The following is a 24,120-nucleotide window of genomic DNA, read 5'->3' as shown; positions in this document are numbered from 1 at the left end:
TAATCGCTTTATTTTGGAGTTTATAAATGTCTGAAAGAGTAATACATCCTACTTTAGTAACTGAGTATGGTATGTTTAGTTCCACAAAGATCCGCTTTAATGCGTTATTGAGTCCTATACAATCACGCCATTATAAGCATTCAGATTTTTTAATTTACGTAGGCCGTCCGATAATGGATTTGATTGCCGCTCCTTCTTTTTTGCTTGATGCAGCAATTTCTGCATTAAATTGTCTGACCTCATTAATTGCGGCTGGCCAACTATGGGCTAGTAGTGTTTCTCCTAAAGGTTTTCAGACCGATCATCCAACCTCAAGAGCTATAACTCGATGGGAGCATGCGAAAGAGCATTTTTGCCATTGTGTATCGGCACTTTTTGCAGCAATACTTAATCCTTTATTAAGTATTGTTGGCATATTCACTCGACCAGTATCTAGCCTTGTCCATGCGGTAGCCGATTTGTGTACGGATAGTGGAAACTATCGAATCCGTTAAGCGAAATGGTGCCTGGTTGCTCGCAATCAGGCTTTTATTTAAAGGTAGTCAAATAAGGTTTTAGTACCCATCACCTTAACCGTTAGTGAGTAAAATATTGTAGATCCTAATCAGGGTTATACTATATTTAAACTTCGGGTAATTCGCTCTTCCTCTAATTCCCGTTTAAAGTCACCTATAATCCTCTGGGCTGCAAAAAAACCTCCGGTGCAAGCTCCAAGCATTGCGGCGTAGGCAGGGATTGCTTCATCAATGGTTGGTGTTACTTGATTAAATTGTTTGCTACGGGAAAAATGTAAATATTTTTCATCTTGAGCAGCATATTGGCTATTGGGATCAATAATATGCGGATTAGCCTGCGCATAATTATTCCACGACTCTTTAAACACATAAGTAGAACTCCATCCTGAAACTGCGCCAGTAAGGGAGTATAAAGAAAGAGTTAATAAAGCCTTGGGAATGTAGCGAGCTGTAAAAAGTAAGTCGCCGATTAGATCGACAGAACCAGTATGAGTAGTATTTGTATGTGATGAGGGCATATCGAATAAAATATTAATATATAGAATTCATATAATGCGCTACATTTAATTTTTGATCAATATGTTTTTATTAAGAAATATTAGATATTTATCTTGCCACAGAAAGAATTCTCTATGGCAATGATTATTTGTTGTATATTAAATAATTATTTGTTGTATATTAATCTAATAATAATTTGTCTAATTTTGCAGCACAAATAAAGTCGTTATGGCTTAAACCATCCAAGGCATGGGTCATAAAACTTACATGACAATAGTTATAACCAACTTCTAAATCAGGATGATGGTTTTCAACGTTTGCTATCCAAGCTAAGGCATTCACAAAAGCCATAGTTTCGTAAAAATCTTTAAAGGATAACTCACGGCGAATAATGCGGTTGTCTGCACTAACTTTCCACTGTTTATTTAATTGAGGCAGCAAATTTTTAACTTGCTCTGCAGTTAATGCAGCCCCAATTCCTTCACATGATTCACAATGTTTGCTACTTAGATCACTAGTCATTTTAACTCCTTAACGATAGTAACTTTTTAGAGCCTCAAGAAAACGAGCGTTTTGCTCTTGAGTACCAATAGTTACTCGGATGTAATTATTCATTTTATAGGGATGAAGTGGTCGGACTATGATACCTTTGTCTAAAAGATAATTATAGAGCGACATACCATCATCTTTACAGTTAAAGGTGAGGAAATTACAGGCAGAAGGTAAGTATTCTAAATCTAAGTCCTCAAGGCCTGCACGCATTTGTTCCATTCCCTCAGCATTAATTTTCAGGCTTAACTGGAGAAAATCATGATCATCTAAGGCTGCATGCGCGGCAGTTAATGCGACTTGATTGACGGTAAAGGGGAGCTGCACTCGCTGCATAATATCAACAATAGAAGGATGAGCCAAAGCATAGCCTAAACGCAATCCGGCTAAGCCGTAGATTTTAGAAAAAGTGCGTGTAATGATTAGGTTTGGATGTTTCGCTAACCAGTCCACACTGTCATTATTATAATGCGATGCTGCAAATTCATAATAGGCTTCATCAATAACGAGTAGGGTGCTTTCAGGAATACTATTAAGTAAATGTAGTATTTCTTGTTGGTTGATAAGTACTCCAGTCGGATTATTAGGATTAGCTAAAAAAATAATACCCGTTTTGGGAGTGCATGCTTCAATAATGGCCGTGATATTAACATGCCAATCATCATGAATGGCAACAGAATGAACAGGAATATTTAAGGTTTGTGCCTGAATAGCATAAGTACTGAAGGCATAATCATGAACAAGGATGTGTTTGTCATGATGCAATACGAATGAATTTAAAAGAATGGTGTAGATGTAATCGGAGCCATTACTAACAAAAATTTGACTCGCATTTACTTGATGCTTTTGCGCTAATTTTGGAATTAATGGGTGATTCGCTGGGGAGGGGTACATTGCCAATACATGCGGTGACATATCACGGAAGGCTGCTAAAGCCTTTGGACTACATCCTAAAGGATTTTCATTACTGGCTAATTTAATAATATTGCTAATTCCTTTCTCCCGAGCCAGTTCTTCAATGGATTTACCGGGTTTATAAGGTACTAAAGAGCGTATTCCTGGATGGGGTACTTCTTGATAATTAACTACCATAAAACATTCCTTGCTAAGTAATTGATTTTTATATTACCTAAGGCAATGCGTTATGTCACGCGTGAGAGGGCCACCAGGCTTGGAAAACCTTCTCTCGCGCGTTGAGGGAGCTAATCTTGGTACGAAATGGCTCCCTCTCTAATAATAAGTTAAATTGATTTACCAGGAGCAAAAGATACTTCTTTTTTGAGGCTCATGGGTGCTCCTGCCTTATGTTTAAACATCCCAAACTCCTTAAGGTAATTTGCCGTATTACCGGAATCCGTTAGATTCTTCTCCATGCTTTCATCAATTAATTCAGGATACAGCTCGGAAAATTCGAGTACTTGCATCCTAAGTGCCTCATTGGTAAGTGTTTGCTCTTGCTGCAGTTCTTCTGCACAAATAAACAAGTTAGCCAGAATTTTTCTGCTAATCACCATGATGTCGGAAGTTAAGGTATATTTTGATAATGCTTTTTTACCAAGTGCAATAATGTCTGTATTTTCGCCTAACTTACGTTTGCTAATAATTAAATTGGAATAAAGAGTTAGTTCTTGTAACGCGTTTGTTTCTTGATGTGTTCCAGTTGCAAAAATAGCTACACCTTCTTCATACATTGACTTCGCTGATTTAAATAATAGCTTTTTAAAATAATGATTTCCTAGTTCTTTCCATATATTGGCTAAGAACGTGAAATTTTGTACTAGTTTCGCATGTTCTTCGACAAATGATTCAGGTAGGTCTGCCTTTATTTGCTGTAGGAGGGCATATATGGTGGATAAATGAAATTTTACTTGCTCAGGAGTAGTTTTGGCATGATGAATGATTTCATCGGCGCTGCCAAGTTCTGCCAAAAGTTTTTGTGCTTCTTTATATTTAATCCGTGCTCTAATTTCCACGAGCGTTTTTTCAAAGTTGATTGTTGGCTGTTGTTGTTTTTTCGCTTTTTGAATCGCTTCGCTGTAATGTTTTTCTGCCTGTTCTAACCAGTTTCCATGATATTCTGCACGGTCTGCAAAAAGCTCAACCACTTGGTTTCTATGGTCTTCGAGGCTTTTCTTAATCAAGCCAAAATATTCTTGAGCATCAAAATAAGCAATATGCTTCTTATATTCTTCAATATGTTCAATAAATATATCTACTCTTCTCATACCTGACTTCAATCCTAGGGCTAAGCGGTGATGTGGCTCCATCTGTGCATCGCCGAAGGGGAGTACAGTCGGTTTGCCTTTCTGTTCAAAGGCCACCTCTCGAACTTCCTGAGGATAGACCTGAAATTGATTAAAACGAGGTTTTCTGAAGGAGGGTAATTGCTGGAAAGAAATAGAGTCAACCCCTGACATGGTGCGAAGCACAGTTTCAACCCAAGTATTTTGCAGTTCTCGGGGTAAATTATCTGGTGCCTCCATATAGATGCATACTTTTTCATGGCCAAAGCTAACACTATAGTATTTAGGATAACCAAACTCTTTCCAGCCTAATGCGCGTAATTGCTCTATTATTCGTGCATAAGCAAGGGGTTCTTCACGGTCAGGTCTAAAAGTGTTGGCTTTATTTTCAAATAGGTCAATCACCCGTTGTTGACTCTCGCTCATAGTAACATAAGCAAGAAAATTATTTTTTACATTAACTTCTGAAACAATAGGCTTTATGGTAAAGGGTGCTGGAGAAATCTCGCTATTAACCGCATTCACTACAGTTCGTTTGGAACCGGAACAATCAAAGACAAAGTCGCATTCGATGAACTCTTCTACTTTTTCATCATTCGCAACAATAATGCCTTTGCCTTCTGTACTTAGTCGAATAAACGATTTTTTTTCCACAGGAATGTGAAGCTGTTCAATTTTATTATAAAGCACACGTTCAATGTCTTTAATATGGACTCGTTTTGTTAGGGGCATATTTTCATTTATTTCGTCCAACACTTTTCTCATATCTTCCCTATTCACATGACCTGGGCGAACATAAACGCCAGCACGTGGGTCAAAAATGGTGGCGGTGATTCCTTTTCTTTTTAATTTATAGGCAAGATATAATCCAATAGGTCCTGCGCCAACAATGACAACTTTGCTCATAAAAACACCTAAAAAATAAATGCCCCTAATAAGGCTAAATTTCGAAAGCTTTGTTGAGTAGCAGCACTTTGAGGCTATGAATCCAGTAAAAAAGCTAACCTCACTCCTCAATGCTGGCTTAACAGCTCTGCTTCATTACCCTCACAAATTGTGAGCGGAAACATTCTACTGGAGAAAGATTAAGCCAATATTATGCAGAAGCAGCTGCTTGAATTTTAATGATTAGAACGCTATTCTGCGCAAGCTAACCAACCTCAGGAATTATGGAATGAATCAGCAAAAGGGATTTTCCCTTGTCGAAGTGCTGGCATCGTTGTTGCTTGTGACAATGGTTGCCTTATCCTTACTGCAACAGCAATGGCAAAGTAGGCAATTACTTCAGCAGTTAATTGGACATGAACAAAGCTCCCAGTTTTTAGATCAAGTTGATGAGGCCTTATTAGCTCAGAGGCAGCAACTTCCGGATCCCCCTCCTTTTTACCAGGTACAGATTGAATATACTTCTCAAGGCACATTATTGCAGATCCATCATGCTAATAAAGCTAATGTGCTTACGCGTCATCATCTGACATGGGCTGGTTCCTGATGAAGAAACAAGCCGGAATTAGTTTATCAGAAGTATTAATCGGCCTCTTTCTATCAAGTCTTATCATGTCCTTGCTCATGCAGTTTTATTCTCAAAGTAAGCAGGCATATATTGAGATGGAAACTCTATTGGCTACTCATTTTGATCTTCGTTGGGTCAATGATTTATTGAGTGACAGTATTCGTCGAGCAGGTTTTACCCCATGTGTAGGTATCGATCAATTACACCTGCAAAAGCAAGGAAAACTAGTCCCTGGCCTGCAAATTGAAAATGGCCCACGGCACTTGCTGCGGATAAATCGCATGCATGAGCAGTTTGCGGAGGTGATAAACCTCCCCAGTCCTAGCCATATTCTTGTACCATACGCTACCTCATTTAACAAAAAACGCCCCTTAATTATTGCTGATTGCGAACATGCAGAAATACTGCAAAGCTTCACGATGAGGCCTCATGCTAAAGGCGTTTTAATTACTTTAGATAAACCATTACAGTTTAACTATGCGAGAAGCGTTTATATTGGTGAATATTGGGAGGAGCTTTGGTTTATTAAGAAAAACTCCCAAGGGGAGCCAGCGTTGTTTTATCAATTGGGTCAGTCAGAAGAGGTTAGCTCAATAATTAAGTCCTTGTATAGTCGACGCGAGCGCCGACACGGAGTTTCTGTCATACAGGTAACCTTAGGGCTTGCAGAGGGAAAAAAACAGCATATTACGGTTACGGTTCGCAGCTCATGAAAAGACAGCAGCAAGGATTTATTTTTCTAATCGTCTTACTGATAACCGCAGTAATAAGTTTATTGGTAGTAAGCTCCATGCAACATTTACTGTTATATTTCAAAGCAACCAATCATCAAGAGGCCTTACATCAGCGTTTTTATCAGTTAGAAGCGGTGGCTCTTCATTTGGCTCAAAAGCATTCGACGCTTGCTTCAGACTGTTTACGTCACCAAGACTACGCCAATCGCGTTTTGAAAGAATTGTTGCAGCATCAAGGTTGCTCTTTTAAGGATGGAGAATTGGATTACCAATACCTTCTTGAAGATCTAGGTTCATTCCCTTGTTTAGTGGTTTATGAGCAAGGACGAAAACGTGCAAGCCACCATTACCGGATTTCTGTCGCTTCACAGGAGGAGGGGGCACCAGTTTCTTTTTTACAGATTCGATTTATTAGTTCAGGTGCATTGGCCAGTTGCGTGGGTAATGAGCACTTAATTCGCTTAGGCAGAAGTAGTTGGCGTTATTTAGGATCTGTGGAGGGGTTTTACCCAATAAAACAAATGAAATCAATTGGTTGATGGGGTATACTCTTGATCTTTGTAAAGCTATAGGCCATAATCTGGTTTAAAAATAACCATATTTTAGTTGCATTATTTTCCATAACGTGTAAAAATTGCCCTCCATGAAAACGAAAATACTTTATACATCATTATTTGTCGCCATTGCCGCATTAGGTACAACCGCCTGGTGGTTTTGGCCGTCCAAGCCGCTTAAACAGCCTGTAGAGCCGCAAAAAACCGCATCTATGTTTAAGCCCGTTAACTTTAGCCAACTTCCTGGATGGATGTCTGCTGATTTGAAGCGATCATTATCGACGTTCCAAGTTTCTTGCCGTGCTTTTGTGAAACAAAATCCCGAACAAGTAGTTGGAACAGATCATATTGAGCTGCAAGTAAAAGACTGGCAACCTGCCTGCGCTGCTGCTTTAAGCATTAATTCAGTCACTGATAAATCAGCGAAGTCATTTTTTGAGGAATGGTTTCAGCCGGTTGAGTTTTTTGATCCCGATGCTGGGCCTGGCTTATTTACTGGTTATTATGTACCAACAATCAAGGGCAGTTATACTAAATCTAAGGAGTTTAGTGTGCCTTTATATGAAACACCAGATGATTTAATTACCTCTGATTTAGGAATGTTTTCCGGAGAATTAAAAAATCGTCGTATTGTCGGACGCTTGGTAAAAAAACAGCTTGTTCCTTATTATACACGCGCTCAAATTAATAATGGAGCTTTGAAAGATAAAGCTCGTGTTTTAGTTTGGATTAATAGCCCTATTGATCGACTATTCTTAGAAATTCAAGGTTCAGGACTTATTGAACTTGAGGATGGGGAACGTCTCTCCATTGGTTATGATGCCCAAAATGGACACCCTTATACAGCTATTGCGGGTGTTTTAATCAAAAAAGGAGTGATGACTCGAGATAACGCGTCCATGCAAGCAATTAAACGCTATTTGACCGAGCATCCAAAACAATTGCATCCCGTGATTAACCAAAACAAATCCTTTGTATTTTTCCGCAAAATGAATCAGGGAGTGGCTTTAGGGGCACAAGGTGTATGGTTAACTCCTGGTTATTCTCTCGCGGTTGATAGGCAATGGATTCCACTTGGAACTCCCTTATGGCTGAATACCACACGTCCAGATAGCCTTAATCCCGATGCAAACAAGCCTATGCAACGTTTAATGATTGCCCAAGATACGGGTGGGGCCATTCGCGGCAAGATTCGCGGAGATGTTTTCTGGGGTGGCGGGGAGCGTGCTACATCGATTGCTGGCCATATGAAGAATACGGGACATTATTGGCTGTTATTACCTAAGCACGCCGTTCCAAGAGTAGTTCAGGTTTCCTCCTCTTAATCTTATTAGCGCGCAGGATTTATCAACATAAACATTGCGCGCTCATGAATCTTAAGGTACTACCTTATTTACCCCAGCCTCTTTTGGAGCTTGCTCCGTAAGATTTGAAGTTTCTGCACTGGCATTTAAGGGCTGCGCTGTATTTCCTCTTAATGCATCAGCAAGACTGATAAATTTGTACCCATTCTTTTTATACATCTCAAGGATGTCTTCCAAACAGTAGCTGTTTAATAGGTTTGCATGGATAAGTAATATTTGCTTTATAGGTTGTCCGTTCACCTTATTGGATCTTCGCTCAGCAGCCAGAGTTTGTTTCCAAATATAGGCTAAGTAACGTTTTTTAAATTGATTAATATTTTGTGCTCTTTTTCTATAGGGAATTCTATAAAACTGGGCATTGAACTCATAATCTTTACTGTCGATAGTAACTGGGGCAATGGTGTATTGATGCGCAGCCAAATAATTAACTACCTGCTGTTTTTTTTCGCCAGTTCCCTCCGCAAGATAAGGGTAGCGAAAATATTTGGGTTCCGTCATTACAGGAGCCAATTTCACATCCGCTCGCTCAATATCCGCAATATATTTATTTGCGCTCATGCTGTTTAGGCTGTCATGCGTATAAGTATGGTTTCCTAAAGCAAAGCCTTGATTACGAAATGTTTCTAACAGATCCCATTCATTTTTGGCCACCGCCCCACCAATAACAAAACCTGTAGCGGGAACTTGATTATCAACAAGAGCCTTCACTATGGCCATAAACCGATCTTGGGTGCGTTTTAAACTCGCCGGAGTGCTGGTGCCTGAGCCTACAAAGGGTAAATCATCAATAGTAATGGCTATTTCACGTTCATCAGCAGCAAAGCATGGGAGGGTACAAAATAATAAAGCGACAGCAGTCCATCGACGTAACATGACATCCCCCGTTTGTTATTATTCTAATTAGTTCTTTAAAACTATAGTAGATAATTTTTAAAAAAACAGGGAATGCCATAGTCATTCAGAGTGTGTTTCGGACTAAGGTATTGTGTTAGGTTTTATGTGATTCTCATTCTCATCCTGATTTTCTTCCTCAGGTTTTCCTACAGATGGTGGTCTGGAACTAGGAAGTTGAATTACTGGGCCGAAATGAGGTACGTCTTGTGGTTCTTCTGTTACTTCGGTAGTTTTTTCCGCGACTGGAGCATCAGCAGGATTAGGATATTTGCGAAGTAGTGTTTGTATATATTCTTGGTCTTCCTCAAGATATAACCCTGGCTTTAGCTCTCCACTAAACTCTAAACGATAACGATCATCTAATTGCTTGTTACGATTAACGTAGGTGTAAATTCCACCAACAGCAAGCGTTAATGCAGCAACTCCAGCAAAAGCAGCCGGAACAGCCATCGCGATAATGGGGGAGGCAAAAAGTACTGGCGGAATGAATGCACTTAAAGCACTTAAGCCTACAAAGCCTACTAATGCTCCCAGGCCAATAAAGGGAACTCGATAAAAACCAAAGACATTGCGGTCACTATTAGCTAGCCAGGCAGCAAGTTCTTCTTGCGTTTGGCACATGATGTCCAGTCCCTGATGTTGATAAACATTTAAGCGGCTGCTTAAATTAAATAATTTCTTACCATGCTGTTCTACATGCTGCTTTGCCATTTTTTGAGCATAAAAGTCAGCTCCCACAGCAATTAAAGGCATGGCAACCATCATGACAGGTAACACAAATGTAGCAAGTGGAACAAAGAAAGCAGTAGTTGTTGCTATTACGGTAAAAGCAACGGCTGCCATTGCTACGAGGGGAAAGGTAGCTGCTACACCCCAGGCAATTCCTTGAGCGACTTTATCATTAGTACGCAGCATACTGTTTTGTTGTCGTTGATGACCTAAAAGAAAGTAGGGCAAATTAGCTTTAGTTGCAAAAAGATCATTGACTACACCATACAGGATTCCACTTAAATAGGCTGATGCACCGGTAAAAAGTCCAGCAGAAACGGCGGTAAGCCAAAAAGGAGCGCCTCCAATAAGCGTTGTTGCTACAAAAAAAGCAATGAGTACGGCAGAAACACCTACACCTATAAAACCTGCATTAAGAAGCTCTTTTAATTCACCTTGATCATCTTGACCGCGCATTCTGGCATTACGGTATAAAATACGATAGACCCCATTTTTCTTAAAATGATCTAATACCGGTTGTCCGCCTTCATGTTGTTCAAGAAAAGCTATTAACTTGTTTATATTATCTCTAGCCCCATTTAATATCCCTCCTAGTTCAAGAGATTCTTGGCAGTCAGAAATGAGTTGATGTATTTCTTTATCTCGTGCGAGCTCTGGGTTTAATACTTGTTTTGCATCCTCAAGAATTGCACGGAGCAAATATATTTGTTGATCTTCCGTCATTTTTTTTGCGTCGGATGAGGTGAGATCGATTAGATGATCTTCTGTTGCCGCCATAATTGCACTCCTAGAAATAAAATACATACAATACAAGTATATTAAAAATCACCTTTATGGTCAATATTTGATCTTTGTGCTCTTTTGGACAAATGCTACTGCTAATAAATATTAGGAGAGGGCTAGGGAGCAATTTATGGCATTAGTTGGCAGGGAAAAAAGAGATATTGATGTCTGATGGCTAAATAAAAATTAATAAGAGCAATAAAAACGTTGGAAGGAGTCACCAGGAGAGATTAACTTTGATGGTGGCCAGAGACGGAATCGAACCGCCGACACGAGGATTTTCAATCCTCTGCTCTACCGACTGAGCTATCTGGCCCCAACGGGATGCATTAAACCCTTATATGGCCTTAGAGTCAAGCATTGATTTCATTTTTTATGAAAAAATCTGAGGCCACTTAACAATTTGGGTTTTTATCTTCCAAAATGGATTAATTTGGAGTATATCCAGCAGGTTTTTCAGAGCCTTCGCCAAAGAAATATTTTTGCATTTCTTCTTTTAGAAACTCTCTTGATCTGGGTTCAAGCAGATTTAAGCGATATTCATTGATCAGCATGGTTTGATGGGATAACCACATGTTCCAGGCTTCTTTTGATACTTCATTAAAAATTCGCTCACCTAGAGCGCCAGGGAAGGGGGCTTTTAGCATACCTTCAGCATCACGCTTTAATTTACAGCAATGTATGATTCTAGTCATAATTTTACCTCATATAGCAGTTATATTTCTTTAAGTAGAATATTTGGGGAGTGATTCATGTAATTAATAGGTCGCAAAGGTTAGGGACCTATTAAATTTAAGAAGGTAGTTTACTGCGTATTCACTAATTTTGTAACCTTTTAGTCGGAGCGGGTTTTTACTTGTCCTAGCAAAATATGCTGGGATAAAATTTGCTCTTGTTCATCGGTTAGGCCATTAAATGTCACTGCAGTACGATAGTGGTGTTCACTTTGATATTGGCTGTAAACCACAGTTGCTTCCAAAATAATGGGGATCATTTTGGGCTTAGTGTAGATAACCATCTTTAAATTGGTTTTTTCTTTAATCAGTTCTGTTGTTTTAAATGCCATGCCGCCAAGACTAATGTTTACTTTACGCATTTGAATGGTATTTGTCATCAACATTTGTCGAGACAGATAGTCTATTTTGGTATTTAATAGATTAAGATAATGGGCTAAAGCCGGGTCCTTTAGGGCAATTGCCTGGGTGAGCTCAGCTAACTCGTAATCAATATTTTGAAAATAATGTGAGGCTTCTAAATAGCGCTGTCCATTTTTACCCAATAATTCATCAACAACGGCTCTATCCGAACACATTTCCCCGGGTTCCATAATTCGGTAATTAAAGTATATATAATCTTCGATACGGAAGTGTTGTCGTCGTTCATGTATTGGCATAATAACTCCATTTATTCAATATACTTTATGCTGTCTGCCTTATGTATAAGTTAAGTTTGAAAAGACCAACTTATTTATAATATAGACAATTTTTAAAGCATTGCTAAATATAACTGGAAAACACGTATGATATAACTTGTTGACCTGAACTGTAAGACTTCCTTGTTTTTTTCTTTATCTAACTTATTGAGTTTATTAAAAATAAGCGCTCATCCTTGAGCACTTTAGCGGATAGAATCTTATTAAGGGATATCCAGCGTTGGATTACTCGCAGTAGGTTCTTGCACAGAAAGAGCTTCCCTTAATAGTTCGAGGGGCTCCCCTTTGAGTACAATACTTCCCACTCCATGTAATGAATTTTTCTTAAAGAATCTAAAGTTTTTTCTTGATTGATATGAGATTGATTGTTCTTTCTTAGCCGCTGTAAAAAATTGAAAACTTACTCGTTTTTCACTTTTACTCTTATCAGCTGAAGGGTTAATAACTACACTACTTGACGATTCTTCATCTTCGCCGTCCACTTCTTCTAAGGGACGAATAACAACACTACCTGATAGAGATTCATCCTCCTCCTCAGTATTAGAAGCAATACTATCGCGTAATAGGGATTTATCTCCATTCGTTTTATCATCATGAATAACAACGCTACCCGACAATGATTCGTCTTCATTCGTTTTATCATCATGAATAACAATGCTACCCGACAATGATTCGTCTCCATCCGTTTTATCATCATGAATAACCAAACTACCCGTTGGTGATTCGTCTCCATCTGTTTCAAGACGAATAACACTACCTGAAAGTGATTCATCTCCAGATAAAGATTCATCTGAATCTAAATGGGATGCTGCTGAGTGTTTTTTGGGGGTTAATTCTGTTTCAGCTAGGCCATTTTGAGCTGTGCTTGCTCCCATAATATTAGTAGCAAAAGCAGTTTTGATTTCCTGCTTATTCGCTTCTAAAAACTCAAGTACGTGCTGTGCTTTTTTAATTCCCAAATGGTGTAAGTGTGCTTCTGGCAAAAATACAAATGGAACAAAATGCGATTGGAACTCTGCTCCTGCAAAATCTAATGCAATTTTTATTTTGGTTACTTCAGTAATCTGTGGAACACGGAAATAGCCAAAAGATAGGTAATGAATAAGTTTCTGTGCGAAACTCGCATGTGGCCAATCTTGGTCTAATAATGTTTTTTCAATCGTTTTTGAAAGATTAGAAAAATAAGTTTTTGAGTATTGCTCATAACATTTTATTGCAAGCTTTTCGGCAAATCGATTGAGGCGATATTCTTGAGGATCACGAATAGCTAATTGAATGAAGATAGGTCTTGCCTGCTTAAATAATTCCTCATTACTGAGATTTTTATTACCTAATAAAGCTTGGATCTCATTGAATTCTTTTTCTAGGCCGATGGAGGCGGAAGGCAGAATTCGCTCCACATCTTCATAGAAATTGAATGGTTGTTTATTGATAGTAAGTAATAATTGCTGCATCTGACTAATAGAAAGTCGTCGACCTTCTTCTTGGCGAGTCATTTCACGAATGAGTAAAATATAGTTCTTAATTTGATGGTTAGCGTCTTTAAAATAGGACTCGATGTCGCAATCTGGACTCCAATAATCTTCGGGCAGCTCATCCATTCTGGTTAATAGCAAGAACTCCTTAAGCGCCATACCTACTTGATAGGCCATAAATTGTTCCATATCAAAGCGCGTGGTGTAAGCTGTATCGATATACGCATCTTGATCTTCATTAAGGCAATCAGTGTATTCTTGTGGTGCATACTGAGGTGTGGAACGTAAATTCGACACAAGTTGAGACTTTCCACTAACAAAGGTTTTTCTATCAGCAACAATGAGCCGCTTATTATGAACCAGGAAGTTGCTTAACTTTATATCAGGGTGATATACATCAGCCTCTTTTAATTTGAGGCAAAAGTCGTTTATTCTTTGAAAGAAATGTTTTGCTGTGCTAAGAATAACGCCGGTAGTTTTATCTCTCAGTCTTTTCGCCACACTACGCATATCGCCTTCATTAGCAAACTGGCTTAAAACCATGGGCTTATAGACGACATCATTATCCTCATCTTTTACTTGGATCATTGAGAATGCAACATCATCAGCAAAATAATCGGTTACTTGATAAGAGTGTAATTTTTGTTCAATCTCTAATTCCGGACGATCTTCGATGCGCAGCACAAACTTTTTAAATTCTTCTTTAAGCATCTGGATGTCCAGCGTGAAATTAAAATTGTTCGCACGCTGCGCTCCTAACGCCGCAGTTTTATATTTCTCGCTTACTTTTTTGCTATGGCCTTTAATTGCAGAGAGCTTATCTTTAGCTTGGGCTAAATAATCTTGGTGTCTCTCTTTATTCCCTTTTTGTTTAGGTTGATGCTCCATCAAATAATCAATGCGACAGCATAGGGCAATGTATAAAGTTTTATCTTTTTCCTCAAGGGATGGTTTCTCCAGGAGTTCATCTCGTTGTTGCATCAGTTTGTAGACATCATTATAAGCTTCATCTTTGGGTAAAGACGGATAAGATCTCATTCTACTTTTTATCGCTTTTGCAAACTGGGCGCTTTTTAATAAAAAAGAACCATCAGGATCAATACCATAGGTAGTTAATAAGGATTCCCAAGTGCCTGTACGATCAGGATGGCCGTTGCGCCAATTAAATAATCGCTGATCTAAAGCTACTTTGTTCAGTTGATATTGAATTCTTTGTAGCTGAAATATACGCTGAATGTGATCATCTTGAGGAATTGCATTAAATTGTTCAATAAAAACTTTTAGTTTTCCGCGCGCAAATCGGTTATAAGGATTATCGAGCTGTGCAAATACTTGGCTTATACGGTAGTTTAGTTCAAGGAACTGGGTTTTGCAGCGTTCAAAAGGCAGATCTTGTTTTAATAGCTGGCTGAGTGCTTCTGTTAATTTCTGCGCGCTTTCCTCTGTGCGTGCGGCAGGTCGCTCTGCACTATGTGCGACTACATTGGCAAATTGAGTAGCTTGTAACAAAGGCTCGGCGTGGGGATTAATTTCATAGGAAACTAAAATTGCCTGCCAAGTTCCTTTTTCTCTTGCGTCGGCATTAATCCAGCGAGTTAAATCGGCATCTGCCACAGTATGCTTTAGTAAAAAGTTAATTTTTTGCAGATAAAAAATTCGTTCAAGATCATTCTCTTTAGGGGTTTCATTAAACTTGACTATAAGTTTTTGAATTTCAGGACTATTTGTTTCATCAAATAGAGGGTTTAACTGAGTCATTGGTGCTCCAACAAAAAGCGATAATGGTACAAAAAGGTCCTAATTGGGCCTCAAAAATAAAATTGACTAAATTTAACACAGTGGAATGTATTATTCAAGATCACAGTGATTATTTTTCAATTTTAAATTGCATAATCTTATCTGATTAAATTTGAGCGTCGGTAGAAGATAATTACTACCACCAATAGCTGGTTTTATGCTTTAATAACACCTATTCTCTGTTCCCATCTTGAAGGTTTATCATGACTTTTGTTGTAACTGAAAGTTGCATTCGTTGTAAGTACACAGACTGTGTTGAAGTCTGCCCTGTGGATTGTTTTTACGAAGGACCTAATTTTTTAGTTATTCATCCTGATGAATGCATTGATTGTGCATTATGTGAACCCGAGTGCCCGGTGAATGCGATAGTTTCAGAAGATGATTTAACTGATGAGCAACAGCAGTTTAAAGAGATCAATGCTCGACTTGCACAAAAATGGCCTAATATTACTGTTAAAAAAGATGCCCCAGAAGATGCAAAAGATTGGGACGATGTAACTGATAAGCTGCAATACTTACAAGAAGAGTAGTCGAAATTACTTCTCTTAGCGAATCATGCCGGTACAATCTAAGTGAAAAGGGCCGGCTTTCAACTGCCATCCCAGGGTTTATAGCAAGAGCCCCTCAGACTGATTTGGCTGCAGCTATTGCCCAGGCGATTGAGGATAAATCTATTTTAGTTGCTGAGGCTGGAACTGGGACTGGTAAAACCTTTGCCTATTTATTGCCTTGCTTACTTAGTGGCAAGAAAGCACTCATTTCTACAGCAACAAAAACCTTACAAGATCAGCTTTATCAAAAAGACTTGCCTACTTTAGTACGGGCTTTAGGTCTTTCTACACGCATTCAAAATTTAAAAGGTAGAGCAAATTATATTTGTCAACACCGGGTTGAGCTGCATGCCGAAGAAGGGCAATTTCAAAGCCCGCAATGCGCTCATGAGGTTGCTCATGTGCGTAGTAAGCTCTCACAAATGAAGTTAGGTGATCGTTCCGAATTACCTGAATTAAGCGAAGACTCCCCGGTATGGCCTTATGTTACCTCGACTGTTGATAATTGTTTAGGGGTGGAATGCCCTAATTATGAAGACTGTTTTTTGGTAAAAGCACGTAAACGTGCCTTGACTGCTGATGTAGTGGTAATTAACCATCACCTATTTTTCGCTGACTCACGTTTGAAAGATGAGGGTTTTGGGGAATTATTACCTGGTGTTGATGTAGTTATCTTTGACGAAGCCCATCAATTGGCTGAAATTGCCACCCATTTTAATGGCGAACGGATTGGTACCCGCCAATTTCGTGATTTAATTGATGATGTAATCCGCGAGTGGCCAGCAATTGATTTAGCGAATCAACCATTAAAAGCACTAAGTTTTAAAGCAGATAAGCTTATGGATGAGTTAATGATGCATGTATCTGCTTTAGACGAGCGCAGTAGTTGGGAAGAGCTCAAACGCAATAAAGCCTTTATGGGAATTTGGGATAATTGGCTGAATTTGCAAAATGAATTGCTGGAATGCTTTGATGCCGAGGCGATTGCCGAAAAGCCTGGTTTAGTTCGCTGCAAAGAACGTTTAGAAGAGTTTGGTGCCATACTGCAACTGTTTACGCAGGCACAAAATGATAAAATTCGCTGGTTAGAGCGTTTTAAAAATACCTTAGTATTCCATGCAACTCCTTATGCTGTTGCAGAGCCCTTTAGGCAGTTACTCAAAAAACAATCCTGCACCTATGTTTTTACATCGGCGACCTTAACTATGGCGGACTCATTTGAGTGTTTTTGTAAGCCTCTCGGATTAGATGAAGCGAAAACCATACTCTTACCTAGTCCTTTTGATTATCAAGAGCAAGCCTTACTTTATTTACCCCGGGGACTACCTGATCCTAAAAATCAAAATTACTATGATTTACTGCTTAAACGAGTCCTGCCAGTTATTGAGGAACTGGGGGGACGCTGCTTTTTTTTGTTTACTAGCCATAAAGCCTTAAAACAGGTTGCTCAAATGATGGACGGTGTCTTAAACTACCCGATATTAATTCAAGGGACAGAAGCAAAGCCTATTTTGCTTGAACGTTTTCGCCAATTAGGGAATGCGGTTTTATTAGGGACAGCCACCTTTTGGGAAGGGGTTGATGTTAAGGGGGAAGCCCTTTCTTGTGTTATTATTGATAAATTACCTTTTTCCAGTCCAGTTGACCCTGTTACTCGGGGAAGAATGGCTTATTTAAAAGAAAAAGGATTATCTGGGTTTGATGAATTATCGTTACCCAATGCGGTAATCGCATTGAAACAAGGAGTGGGGCGCTTGATTCGGGATAATACGGACAAAGGAATCTTGGTTATAGCCGATCCCCGCTTAACCGGCAGAGAGTATGGTCGCCGTATTTTAGCCAGTTTACCCAGGCTTCCCAAAACGCGTGATGAACAAAAAGTTTTAAAATTTATTAGAGAGTTGGCATTGGATTATGAAACTGTTAGCGATTGATACATCAACTGAACAAGCAAGTATTGCAGTGTCGTTTGGTGATGAGCTCTTGCATCAAGAGCAAGGGACACAACGAACCCATGCACAATTATTGCTGCCTATGATCGATGAGTTATTAGCGAAGGCAAATATATCAATGACTCAGCTTGATGGTATTATTTTTGGTTGTGGGCCCGGTAGTTTTACGGGTTTGCGTATTGCCTGCAGCGTTGCTAAAGGCTTGGCTTATGCTCATGATTTGGGGCTAATTCCAGTAAGTAGTTTGGCTACAATTGCTTGGGGCGCACAGCAACAGACAGGGCAAGCAGCCTCACCTATATTAGCAGTTTTAGATGCACGCATGCACGAAATGTATTGGGCTTATTACCCCCAGGCACACGATAGCGCAGAAGAACGTGTTAATGCGGTTACGGAAATTACAATACCTAATCAGCAACCAATAGTACTTGCCGGGGTCGGTATCGATGAATATTGGGATGGCTTTCCTGATGTCATAAAAGCTCAAGTGAGTACTAGGTTAACTGTCTATCCGAATGCTGCAACAATGATTGAATTGGCACGGGCTAAAAACTTACCTACCATTGCTGTAGCTGATGCTCAGCCAGTATACGTTCGCAATCAAGTAACATACGATAAGAACTCTTAAATGAGTAAAGGAGATCTTGGTGGATAAAAAATTATTGGAGATTTTGGTTTGCCCTTTATGTAAAGGCAAGCTGATTAATAAGAAAAATGAATTGATTTGTAAATTTGACCGTTTAGCTTTTCCGATTCATGGAGACATTCCAGTTATGTTAGAGCATGAGGCTCGGGTTATATCGTTGGAAGAAAAAGATAAGTTATAATTCGCGCGAGCATAATGGCATCTACTTAAGCTCAAGCATGAAGTGTAGGCTGGTGCTAAGCATCGCGAAGCCCAGCATGATGTGGCATTGAGCCTCGGCGCTGGGCTTGCACAGCGCCAGGCCTACAAAATCCCTTAAGTAAGTGCCATTAGGTGCTTACATCCAGGCAACATTAACCAGGTAATTTTATTTACTCATAATTATTTTAGATACATCGTCTAACTGCTTACGCCAGTCCGATACAGTCTTTAATCCACCTTGTTCGAATACCAGTTGCTCTCCAGCGGTAATGGCTGCATAAGGCAAGGGCATAACGATTGCAGTGAAAAATCGATATGATTTTTATCACCAAATATACTTGTATCTTAGAGGAGGGCTTGCAATTTTGCGCCTATTTGCTTAAAGCCTTTTTTCTAACCCCAGAGCTTGCTCATAAGCTTGAGTAGCATAAGAATACGCGCCAATCGCTCCTCCGACCATGAGCTCGAGGGCAAGCAAAGAAGAGACTAAGGAAAATACTGACGCCAATAAAGTACAGTACCTACTGCAGAGCTGCTTATTGCATGCGGAAACTTGCTCAGGGAAGCCGAGGAGGGCCTTTTTTTATCCATAAAACTAATATAATTGGAAATTTCTTGGTTCTGACTGAGGTTAAATTTTTAAATCAGAAAGTTACTTTTAAAACATTACAGCCCGTATTAAACAAATATGATACGAGCTGTGGGCACGAAACTTCGTATTACGCGGTCTCTTGGGATTTTTTACGCCAGTAAAGTAAGACTGCAGGCAAGATCATTACAAAAATACCTATAGAGAAAACTAAGCGAAAATGAGACGCGCTTCCAAAATTCATAAACTCAACAGGGGGAATAAAGCCTACAATCAAGGTCATGGTACAGCCGCATAAACCCAAGATGCAGGTAAGATAATAGCCAGGCTTACCACCAGGTATTGCAAAGGGTCTTTGAACATGGGCAAATTTTGCTTTGAGCTTCCAGGCAGCAATGAACATTAATACATACATCATAATGTACAGTTCAGTGCTTAAATCGGTAAAAAGCCAATAAATCGCATTCACGCTGGGAAATAAAAGAAAGCCGCTGCATAATATCGTTACTAATACTGCTTGCGCGATTAAAATACGTGAGGCAACGCCATGTTTGTTTAATTTACATAAGGGTTTAGGTAAAAAATTATGATTTGCTGCCATCAGCAAACCTTTGGCTGGGGAAATAATCCAATTGATCATACTGCCTAAGCTACCTAGGAGTAAAAGGAAAATCAAAATCGGCATGAGCCAAGTCAGATGATAGGCATGGAAAAAATTATTAAATGCTTGCATTACCCCATCCACAAGGCTAATTTTTTCTTTAGGTAATACGAACGCAATCGCCAGAGAGCCTAAAATCATCGTTGACAAGATAAGTAGCCCTGAAAAAAGCAGCGCGCGGGGAAAGTTCTTTTGTGGATCTTTCACGTTACGCACATGCACTGCGGCCAGCTCCATTCCTAAAAATGAAGTCATAATTGCAGTAAGTGAAACCCAGGATTGGCTGTCTTTCCATTGCGGTAATAAATGAGCAGGGCTGAAATCAATAGCAATAGGATTACCTTTTATAACCCAAATAATGGCCAGTAAAATAATAAAGCCCATGGGAATAATCATGCCTAAAATGGCACAGATTCCAGCAAAATGGGCTGAAGCACGTAGTCCTGACAAGCCAATAAAGGTCAAGGACCAGAAGATACTTAGGATTACGGCAATCAAATAATATTTATTTTGCGCAAGCTCCGGATTGACTAAATAAGCCAAAGCGCCAGCAATAAAGGAGAGAATGGTGGGATACCAGACCAAGGTATTTATCCATTGTAGCCAAATGGTGAAAAAGGCCACATTTTCACCATAAGCATGATTGACCCAACTGTAAATACCACCTTCTTCTTCTGACCAAGTTGAAGCCAATTCGGCTGCTACCAAAGCAACAGGAATCAAAAAAACAAGGGCAGAAAAAATAAAAAAGAAGATTAACGACGAGCCGAACAATGCCGTGCCGGGTAAATTTCTGATGCTATCAATAGCACCGGTTATCAAGAGGACTAAAGCAAGTACAGAAATTTTTTCCGAAGACCAGTTGTTCATTAATTCGTTCGAGTTATTAAAAGGGAAGCATTATATACTTAACATACTTTAAAATGCTATGTATGCCTTTAATTTCCTCGCACAATAAGTTTGAACTGAAAATAATAAAATAACCAAAAGGATAAACCACATAACAAGAGAGTTTATGTTAAAAAAATTATAAAAATTATAGACTTATGAATAAGACACACGCTATTGTTACTATTCAGGGTTTTGAACCACTCGTTGGATGAAATAGTACAGGACGCAATAATGAATATAAGGAAGTGTTTATTTTTATTGAACTCTTTGTTGGCATTTTTTTCTTTTGAACCGCCAGTGTTTGCTGCCAAAGAACAATGTGGAGAGCCTCTTGATCAAATCATTCTAAAATATAAAAGCGTAAATAGTCAGGATCAGCCTGAGCTCGATAACTTATGGTGGAATAGTTTTTCCAAAAAAAGTGGATTACCGGTACGAACAGTCAAGCCCATGGTAAGCGGTGCTTATCTCGTTGTTCTTGATTCGGAAAAATTAAAGCGATTATCATCAGCCAAAAATATTCTAGTTGATCAATATGTTAATGCGGGTTTAAGTAAAATATTAAAGCAAAATGATGTCCAGTATGCTGATCGCGACATGCGTTATTGCTTAATTAAACCTCCAGTACATACTTTTAATACAGAGACATCGTCCAAAATAATGCGGACATCAATTTCCCATGCTGCTCAATGGGACGAGTTTAGTTATCCTGGCGTTATGTTGGAATCAGCGCCCGGTTTGTTAAATGGCGCCTGGTCGATAACCTTAGGCTATGCAACTCCTCCAGTTGTTATCTCTAACTTTGAAGCCATTAACTATAATCCTGACTTAGCCCCTAATATTTTGCCTGGTTGGAATTTTAGTAATAACAGTACTGATGTTAGCCAGTTGGGAGAGGATCATGGTACGCATACGGCCGGTACAATTGCAGCAACAGGAGCAGTGTCAGGAGTTGCTGGAGTGGGGCCTTTCCTAAAAATTCTTCCTATTGTTCCAGGCTCTCTTTCAGACTTAGAGCAGGGACTCTATTGGGCTATTGGTAAAGACATTCCCGGTGTCCCTCATAACAATTATCCGGCGAAGGTCGCAAGCATGAGCTTTGTTTATCCATCCTATATCGGGTGTCAACCATCATTGCAAGAGGCGCTTGATGCGTTTATCCAAAATAATGGAATTATTACAGTAAGTGCTGGAAACGACGACGAACCGGCATCAAACAATCCGCCGCGTTCTTGCAATAATGTGATGGTCGTGGCAGCAACACAAATTAATGGCTATCGTGCTAATTATTCAAATTATGGACCCCGGGTTACCCTCGCGGCTCCAGGAGGGGAGCGAGTTGGTACCGATCCTTGTGACGCCAATGGTATTTTATCTACAGTTTCAGCAGGAACTGGCTGTCAAAATAGCGGCTTTTCATTTTTTGATGGCACGAGTATGGCAACCCCTCATGTAGCTGGAATTGCGGGATTAATTTATGCCTTAAATCCTTATATTAGTTCTCAAGAAGTAAAAAGTATTTTATTAGAAAGCGTTGATCCTTTTGCTTCCACGTCCGATCCTCAACGTTCTTGCCTTGGCGAAAAGTCTTGCGGTGTTGGGATTATAAATGCATACAAGGCGGTGAAACTTGTAATTTCAGGCGGCACTATTATCGCTGCGCCTTCAGCGACAGATTTAAATTTGAAAAGCTCTTTTGATCCATTTAATCGTTGTCCTCGTAACACGTATGTAGCCACTGCGCGTTCCATTCCATCACCATTTGCAAGCAAATGGGAAATTAATCAAGCAACACGAGCATGCCAACCCCTTTCAGCCTATGAAACCCCGGTATTACAAATTAATGGATCACGTCTTATTGTAACTTATGGGCGTACTGTACTAAGCCTGGCAACACCTGGTGTAATTTGCCGTATTAATGATTCAAATGGATTCATATGCTAACTGTGGGCACACCTACATTTTTTATTTAGTGACGTAAAGGAAATAAAATGAACAAGAATTTATTAGTTATAGTGATGCTCATTCTAGCTAAAGCCAGTATTGCTGCTTCTTTTTATGCCAAGTTCGGTGCAGACTATTTATGGAGTGGTAGCGATAACTATACCTACAAGCGGACAGATCCAATTGCCGGTTCCATTTCGCCCGAAATAACACCTGGCTCGTTAAACAGTAGCAATGGTGCGGGAAGCGTTGCACTTGGGATGAGTCATTTCCTTAATCCAGATTGGAGATTAAGCTTGGAGGCTTCTTATTTGCAATTATCTGGATACGCTAAAAAATTTAATCGGTTTATGGCGGGCTCTGAAAATGTTGATTTAATAAATACTTTTCATTCACGAATGAACGGTAATGTGCTTACGGCAATTGTTAATATTGATTATATTTTAAAACGGAATTATTCCCTTTATGTTGCTCCTGGACTTGGCATTGCAAACTTGACCGCACATTCGAGATTAAATTATCAAGCTTATGACTATGAAGAAGAACTAATAATGAAGTCACACCAGGATCAAACTAATTTTAGTCCTCAGGTTGCTGTCGGGCTTAAATATGTCATGACACAACATCTGATGCTTGATTTAGGAATAAGTTATATTTGGCTTGGTAAGGTACGTTTTGGTGCGTTATCACGAGAGAGTGATGCGGAAACTAAAACTGAGGTTATCGCAAGGAATACTTATTTACTCGGACCCAAGCTTAACTTAATTTATTATTTCAACTAAGAAATGTAGATGAGTCGATGGCTAATAGGCTGCCTTAAGGCAGCGCTAAGGAATTATTTATTTTTATAACCATCACGACAAGAGGGGGAGCTAGGAACCGCTTGGTTCTTTTCCCATTCATCTGGGGTATAGAGATGCATGCTTAACGCATGCAATCCCAGGTCGAATTCATTGGCGAGTAAACGATTAACTAAACGATGGCGGGCAACGCGGCTTAAATCAATAAATTTAGAAGAGGCTGCGGTCACTTTAAAATGAGTTTCTGCTCCCTGAGGAACATGATGATTTGATGACTCATCATCAACGTTTAAATAAACGGGATTAAGTTCCTGATTTAACAGTTCTTCTATGCGTATTTTTCGTGACATACTATATCCTACAATTTGCCGGAACATATCGGTTATTATTTTTTTCAGTTACTGCACAAACCCAAGTAATCGTAGTCGCTGGGGGAGTTCCTGCACTGAGGAGTTCGCCTTTTGATTTCGGAATCATAGTGATTGCAACATTTTGAGCAAGTGGCGTGTAATTAATAGTTATCACCCCTGTATTTTTAGCAATACTGACATTTTTTACAATAGCAGTAGCCGGGGGACTAGCCCATCCCGTACTTAAATCAGTATTTCCAGTCATGGCATTTTCAGAAACAGTAGTTTTGGCCGTAGTTGCTAAGCTTAACCCTTCAGTGATTCGCGCTCTAATTATATAGTCTTGATAGGCGGGAATAGCAATGGAAGCAAGAACACCAATAATTGCTATAACAATCATCAGTTCAATTAATGTTAAGCCTTTTTGTTTCATGTATTGCTCCTAAATATAATCG

General features: G+C 39.4%; 24 protein-coding genes and 1 tRNA gene. 11 read left to right on the top strand and 14 right to left on the bottom strand.

Annotated elements, in window-relative coordinates; all coding sequences use genetic code 11:
* Nucleotides 1-26 precede the first annotated feature (26 nt).
* Nucleotides 27-494, top strand: coding sequence for a hypothetical protein (locus BN3124_RS15020; protein WP_058535574.1), 468 nt, complete (start codon nt 27-29; stop codon nt 492-494).
* A gap of 116 nt (nt 495-610) precedes the next feature.
* Here the strand turns inward: BN3124_RS15020 and BN3124_RS15015 are convergent, their stop codons facing one another.
* The 4 genes from BN3124_RS15015 to BN3124_RS15000 form a co-directional block, all read right to left on the bottom strand.
* Complete coding sequence (locus BN3124_RS15015) at nt 611-1,033, bottom strand: hypothetical protein (RefSeq protein ID WP_058535573.1); 423 nt, start codon at nt 1,031-1,033, stop codon at nt 611-613.
* 160 nt (nt 1,034-1,193) lie between these two features.
* Entirely contained in the window at nt 1,194-1,535 is a 342-nt protein-coding gene (locus BN3124_RS15010) for a 4a-hydroxytetrahydrobiopterin dehydratase (protein ID WP_058535572.1), read from the bottom strand.
* Between the two features lie 9 nt (nt 1,536-1,544).
* On the bottom strand, nt 1,545-2,654 hold the full coding sequence (gene hisC, locus BN3124_RS15005) for a histidinol-phosphate transaminase (RefSeq protein WP_058535571.1): 1,110 nt from the start codon (nt 2,652-2,654) through the stop codon (nt 1,545-1,547).
* A gap of 149 nt (nt 2,655-2,803) precedes the next feature.
* On the bottom strand, nt 2,804-4,711 hold the full coding sequence (locus BN3124_RS15000; RefSeq protein WP_058535570.1) for an FAD-dependent oxidoreductase: 1,908 nt from the start codon (nt 4,709-4,711) through the stop codon (nt 2,804-2,806).
* A gap of 268 nt (nt 4,712-4,979) precedes the next feature.
* On the opposite strand from BN3124_RS15000, the gene BN3124_RS14995 reads away from it, so the two are divergent.
* The 4 genes from BN3124_RS14995 to mltA all read left to right on the top strand — a co-directional run bounded on the left by BN3124_RS14995 (nt 4,980) and on the right by mltA (nt 7,931).
* Nucleotides 4,980-5,297 (top strand): type IV pilus modification PilV family protein, encoded by a 318-nt coding sequence (locus BN3124_RS14995; RefSeq protein WP_058535569.1) that lies wholly within the window; start codon nt 4,980-4,982, stop codon nt 5,295-5,297.
* Complete coding sequence (locus tag BN3124_RS14990; RefSeq protein WP_058535568.1) at nt 5,297-6,031, top strand: PilW family protein; 735 nt, start codon at nt 5,297-5,299, stop codon at nt 6,029-6,031. Before BN3124_RS14995 ends, BN3124_RS14990 begins: the two co-directional genes overlap by 1 nt.
* Nucleotides 6,028-6,591: a hypothetical protein gene (locus BN3124_RS14985; RefSeq protein WP_058535567.1), complete on the top strand. Its 564-nt coding sequence runs from the start codon at nt 6,028-6,030 to the stop codon at nt 6,589-6,591. The genes BN3124_RS14990 and BN3124_RS14985 overlap by 4 nt, the downstream gene beginning before the upstream one ends.
* 104 nt (nt 6,592-6,695) lie before the next feature.
* Nucleotides 6,696-7,931 (top strand): murein transglycosylase A, encoded by a 1,236-nt coding sequence (gene mltA / locus BN3124_RS14980; RefSeq protein ID WP_058535566.1) that lies wholly within the window; start codon nt 6,696-6,698, stop codon nt 7,929-7,931.
* A gap of 51 nt (nt 7,932-7,982) precedes the next feature.
* Here the strand turns inward: mltA and BN3124_RS14975 are convergent, their stop codons facing one another.
* From BN3124_RS14975 to BN3124_RS14950, 6 genes are all read right to left on the bottom strand, one after another.
* On the bottom strand, nt 7,983-8,843 hold the full coding sequence (locus BN3124_RS14975; protein ID WP_058535565.1) for a polysaccharide deacetylase family protein: 861 nt from the start codon (nt 8,841-8,843) through the stop codon (nt 7,983-7,985).
* A gap of 102 nt (nt 8,844-8,945) precedes the next feature.
* A complete protein-coding gene (locus tag BN3124_RS14970) occupies nt 8,946-10,370 on the bottom strand; it encodes a hypothetical protein (protein ID WP_058535564.1) in 1,425 nt (474 codons plus the stop codon).
* A 246-nt stretch (nt 10,371-10,616) separates the two neighbouring features.
* Nucleotides 10,617-10,692, bottom strand: a tRNA-Phe gene (locus BN3124_RS14965).
* 112 nt (nt 10,693-10,804) lie between these two features.
* Nucleotides 10,805-11,071 carry an oxidative damage protection protein gene (locus tag BN3124_RS14960; protein ID WP_058535563.1) on the bottom strand — a complete coding sequence of 89 codons (267 nt, stop codon included), beginning with the start codon at nt 11,069-11,071 and terminating at the stop codon, nt 10,805-10,807.
* A gap of 140 nt (nt 11,072-11,211) precedes the next feature.
* The gene (locus BN3124_RS14955) at nt 11,212-11,769 is read right to left on the bottom strand and encodes a PilZ domain-containing protein (RefSeq protein WP_058535562.1); all 558 of its coding nucleotides are present in this window, start codon (nt 11,767-11,769) and stop codon (nt 11,212-11,214) included.
* A gap of 242 nt (nt 11,770-12,011) precedes the next feature.
* The gene (locus BN3124_RS14950; RefSeq protein WP_058535561.1) at nt 12,012-15,041 is read right to left on the bottom strand and encodes a hypothetical protein; all 3,030 of its coding nucleotides are present in this window, start codon (nt 15,039-15,041) and stop codon (nt 12,012-12,014) included.
* Between the two features lie 242 nt (nt 15,042-15,283).
* Between BN3124_RS14950 and fdxA the strand changes: the two genes are divergently transcribed.
* Genes fdxA through BN3124_RS14930 form a run of 4 tightly spaced genes read left to right on the top strand, consistent with a single transcriptional unit; the run spans nt 15,284 to nt 18,410 of the window.
* On the top strand, nt 15,284-15,610 hold the full coding sequence (gene fdxA / locus BN3124_RS14945) for a ferredoxin FdxA (protein WP_058535560.1): 327 nt from the start codon (nt 15,284-15,286) through the stop codon (nt 15,608-15,610).
* Nucleotides 15,592-17,565: a DNA repair helicase YoaA gene (locus BN3124_RS14940; RefSeq protein WP_058535559.1), complete on the top strand. Its 1,974-nt coding sequence runs from the start codon at nt 15,592-15,594 to the stop codon at nt 17,563-17,565. The genes fdxA and BN3124_RS14940 overlap by 19 nt, the downstream gene beginning before the upstream one ends.
* Nucleotides 17,546-18,211 carry a tRNA (adenosine(37)-N6)-threonylcarbamoyltransferase complex dimerization subunit type 1 TsaB gene (gene tsaB, locus BN3124_RS14935; protein WP_058535558.1) on the top strand — a complete coding sequence of 222 codons (666 nt, stop codon included), beginning with the start codon at nt 17,546-17,548 and terminating at the stop codon, nt 18,209-18,211. The genes BN3124_RS14940 and tsaB overlap by 20 nt, the downstream gene beginning before the upstream one ends.
* A gap of 19 nt (nt 18,212-18,230) precedes the next feature.
* Nucleotides 18,231-18,410, top strand: coding sequence for a Trm112 family protein (locus tag BN3124_RS14930; protein ID WP_058535557.1), 180 nt, complete (start codon nt 18,231-18,233; stop codon nt 18,408-18,410).
* Between the two features lie 186 nt (nt 18,411-18,596).
* Here BN3124_RS14930 and BN3124_RS17470 read toward each other — a convergent pair whose 3' ends face one another.
* Both BN3124_RS17470 and BN3124_RS14925 read right to left on the bottom strand, forming a co-directional pair.
* Nucleotides 18,597-18,722 (bottom strand): hypothetical protein, encoded by a 126-nt coding sequence (locus BN3124_RS17470; RefSeq protein WP_269057630.1) that lies wholly within the window; start codon nt 18,720-18,722, stop codon nt 18,597-18,599.
* A gap of 427 nt (nt 18,723-19,149) precedes the next feature.
* A complete protein-coding gene (locus tag BN3124_RS14925; protein WP_058535556.1) occupies nt 19,150-20,550 on the bottom strand; it encodes an APC family permease in 1,401 nt (466 codons plus the stop codon).
* Nucleotides 20,551-20,802: 252 nt separating this feature from the next.
* Between BN3124_RS14925 and BN3124_RS14920 the strand changes: the two genes are divergently transcribed.
* The gene (locus BN3124_RS14920; RefSeq protein ID WP_058535555.1) at nt 20,803-22,515 is read left to right on the top strand and encodes a S8 family peptidase; all 1,713 of its coding nucleotides are present in this window, start codon (nt 20,803-20,805) and stop codon (nt 22,513-22,515) included.
* A gap of 47 nt (nt 22,516-22,562) precedes the next feature.
* On the top strand, nt 22,563-23,297 hold the full coding sequence (locus tag BN3124_RS14915) for an outer membrane beta-barrel protein (protein WP_058535554.1): 735 nt from the start codon (nt 22,563-22,565) through the stop codon (nt 23,295-23,297).
* Between the two features lie 53 nt (nt 23,298-23,350).
* Here the strand turns inward: BN3124_RS14915 and BN3124_RS14910 are convergent, their stop codons facing one another.
* Both BN3124_RS14910 and BN3124_RS14905 read right to left on the bottom strand, forming a co-directional pair.
* Entirely contained in the window at nt 23,351-23,665 is a 315-nt protein-coding gene (locus BN3124_RS14910; protein WP_058535553.1) for a BolA family protein, read from the bottom strand.
* A 1-nt stretch (nt 23,666) separates the two neighbouring features.
* Complete coding sequence (locus BN3124_RS14905; RefSeq protein WP_058535552.1) at nt 23,667-24,098, bottom strand: pilin; 432 nt, start codon at nt 24,096-24,098, stop codon at nt 23,667-23,669.
* Nucleotides 24,099-24,120 lie beyond the last annotated feature (22 nt).

The sequence above is a fragment of the Legionella saoudiensis genome, from assembly GCF_001465875.1.
Lineage (GTDB): Bacteria > Pseudomonadota > Gammaproteobacteria > Legionellales > Legionellaceae > Legionella > Legionella saoudiensis.
The sequence above is the reverse complement of the archived record's forward strand: the minus strand, read 5'-3'. Positions and strand labels throughout refer to the sequence as shown.

Bases quoted from the DNA above. Each gene is read 5' to 3' on its own strand.
- mltA (WP_058535566.1), top strand. From the start codon at position 6,696: ATGAAAACGAAAATACTTTATACATCATTATTTGTCGCCATTGCCGCA.
- BN3124_RS14920 (WP_058535555.1), top strand. From the start codon at position 20,803: ATGAATATAAGGAAGTGTTTATTTTTATTGAACTCTTTGTTGGCATTT.
- tsaB (WP_058535558.1), top strand. From the start codon at position 17,546: ATGAAACTGTTAGCGATTGATACATCAACTGAACAAGCAAGTATTGCA.
- BN3124_RS14995 (WP_058535569.1), top strand. From the start codon at position 4,980: ATGAATCAGCAAAAGGGATTTTCCCTTGTCGAAGTGCTGGCATCGTTG.
- BN3124_RS14990 (WP_058535568.1), top strand. From the start codon at position 5,297: ATGAAGAAACAAGCCGGAATTAGTTTATCAGAAGTATTAATCGGCCTC.
- BN3124_RS14970 (WP_058535564.1), bottom strand. From the start codon at position 10,370: ATGGCGGCAACAGAAGATCATCTAATCGATCTCACCTCATCCGACGCA.
- BN3124_RS15010 (WP_058535572.1), bottom strand. From the start codon at position 1,535: ATGACTAGTGATCTAAGTAGCAAACATTGTGAATCATGTGAAGGAATT.
- BN3124_RS15000 (WP_058535570.1), bottom strand. From the start codon at position 4,711: ATGAGCAAAGTTGTCATTGTTGGCGCAGGACCTATTGGATTATATCTT.
- BN3124_RS14925 (WP_058535556.1), bottom strand. From the start codon at position 20,550: ATGAACAACTGGTCTTCGGAAAAAATTTCTGTACTTGCTTTAGTCCTC.
- BN3124_RS14975 (WP_058535565.1), bottom strand. From the start codon at position 8,843: ATGTTACGTCGATGGACTGCTGTCGCTTTATTATTTTGTACCCTCCCA.
- hisC (WP_058535571.1), bottom strand. From the start codon at position 2,654: ATGGTAGTTAATTATCAAGAAGTACCCCATCCAGGAATACGCTCTTTA.
- BN3124_RS14915 (WP_058535554.1), top strand. From the start codon at position 22,563: ATGAACAAGAATTTATTAGTTATAGTGATGCTCATTCTAGCTAAAGCC.
- BN3124_RS15015 (WP_058535573.1), bottom strand. From the start codon at position 1,033: ATGCCCTCATCACATACAAATACTACTCATACTGGTTCTGTCGATCTA.
- BN3124_RS14955 (WP_058535562.1), bottom strand. From the start codon at position 11,769: ATGCCAATACATGAACGACGACAACACTTCCGTATCGAAGATTATATA.
- BN3124_RS17470 (WP_269057630.1), bottom strand. From the start codon at position 18,722: ATGCCCTTGCCTTATGCAGCCATTACCGCTGGAGAGCAACTGGTATTC.
- BN3124_RS14905 (WP_058535552.1), bottom strand. From the start codon at position 24,098: ATGAAACAAAAAGGCTTAACATTAATTGAACTGATGATTGTTATAGCA.
- BN3124_RS14985 (WP_058535567.1), top strand. From the start codon at position 6,028: ATGAAAAGACAGCAGCAAGGATTTATTTTTCTAATCGTCTTACTGATA.
- BN3124_RS14960 (WP_058535563.1), bottom strand. From the start codon at position 11,071: ATGACTAGAATCATACATTGCTGTAAATTAAAGCGTGATGCTGAAGGT.
- fdxA (WP_058535560.1), top strand. From the start codon at position 15,284: ATGACTTTTGTTGTAACTGAAAGTTGCATTCGTTGTAAGTACACAGAC.
- BN3124_RS14910 (WP_058535553.1), bottom strand. From the start codon at position 23,665: ATGTCACGAAAAATACGCATAGAAGAACTGTTAAATCAGGAACTTAAT.
- BN3124_RS14950 (WP_058535561.1), bottom strand. From the start codon at position 15,041: ATGACTCAGTTAAACCCTCTATTTGATGAAACAAATAGTCCTGAAATT.
- BN3124_RS15020 (WP_058535574.1), top strand. From the start codon at position 27: ATGTCTGAAAGAGTAATACATCCTACTTTAGTAACTGAGTATGGTATG.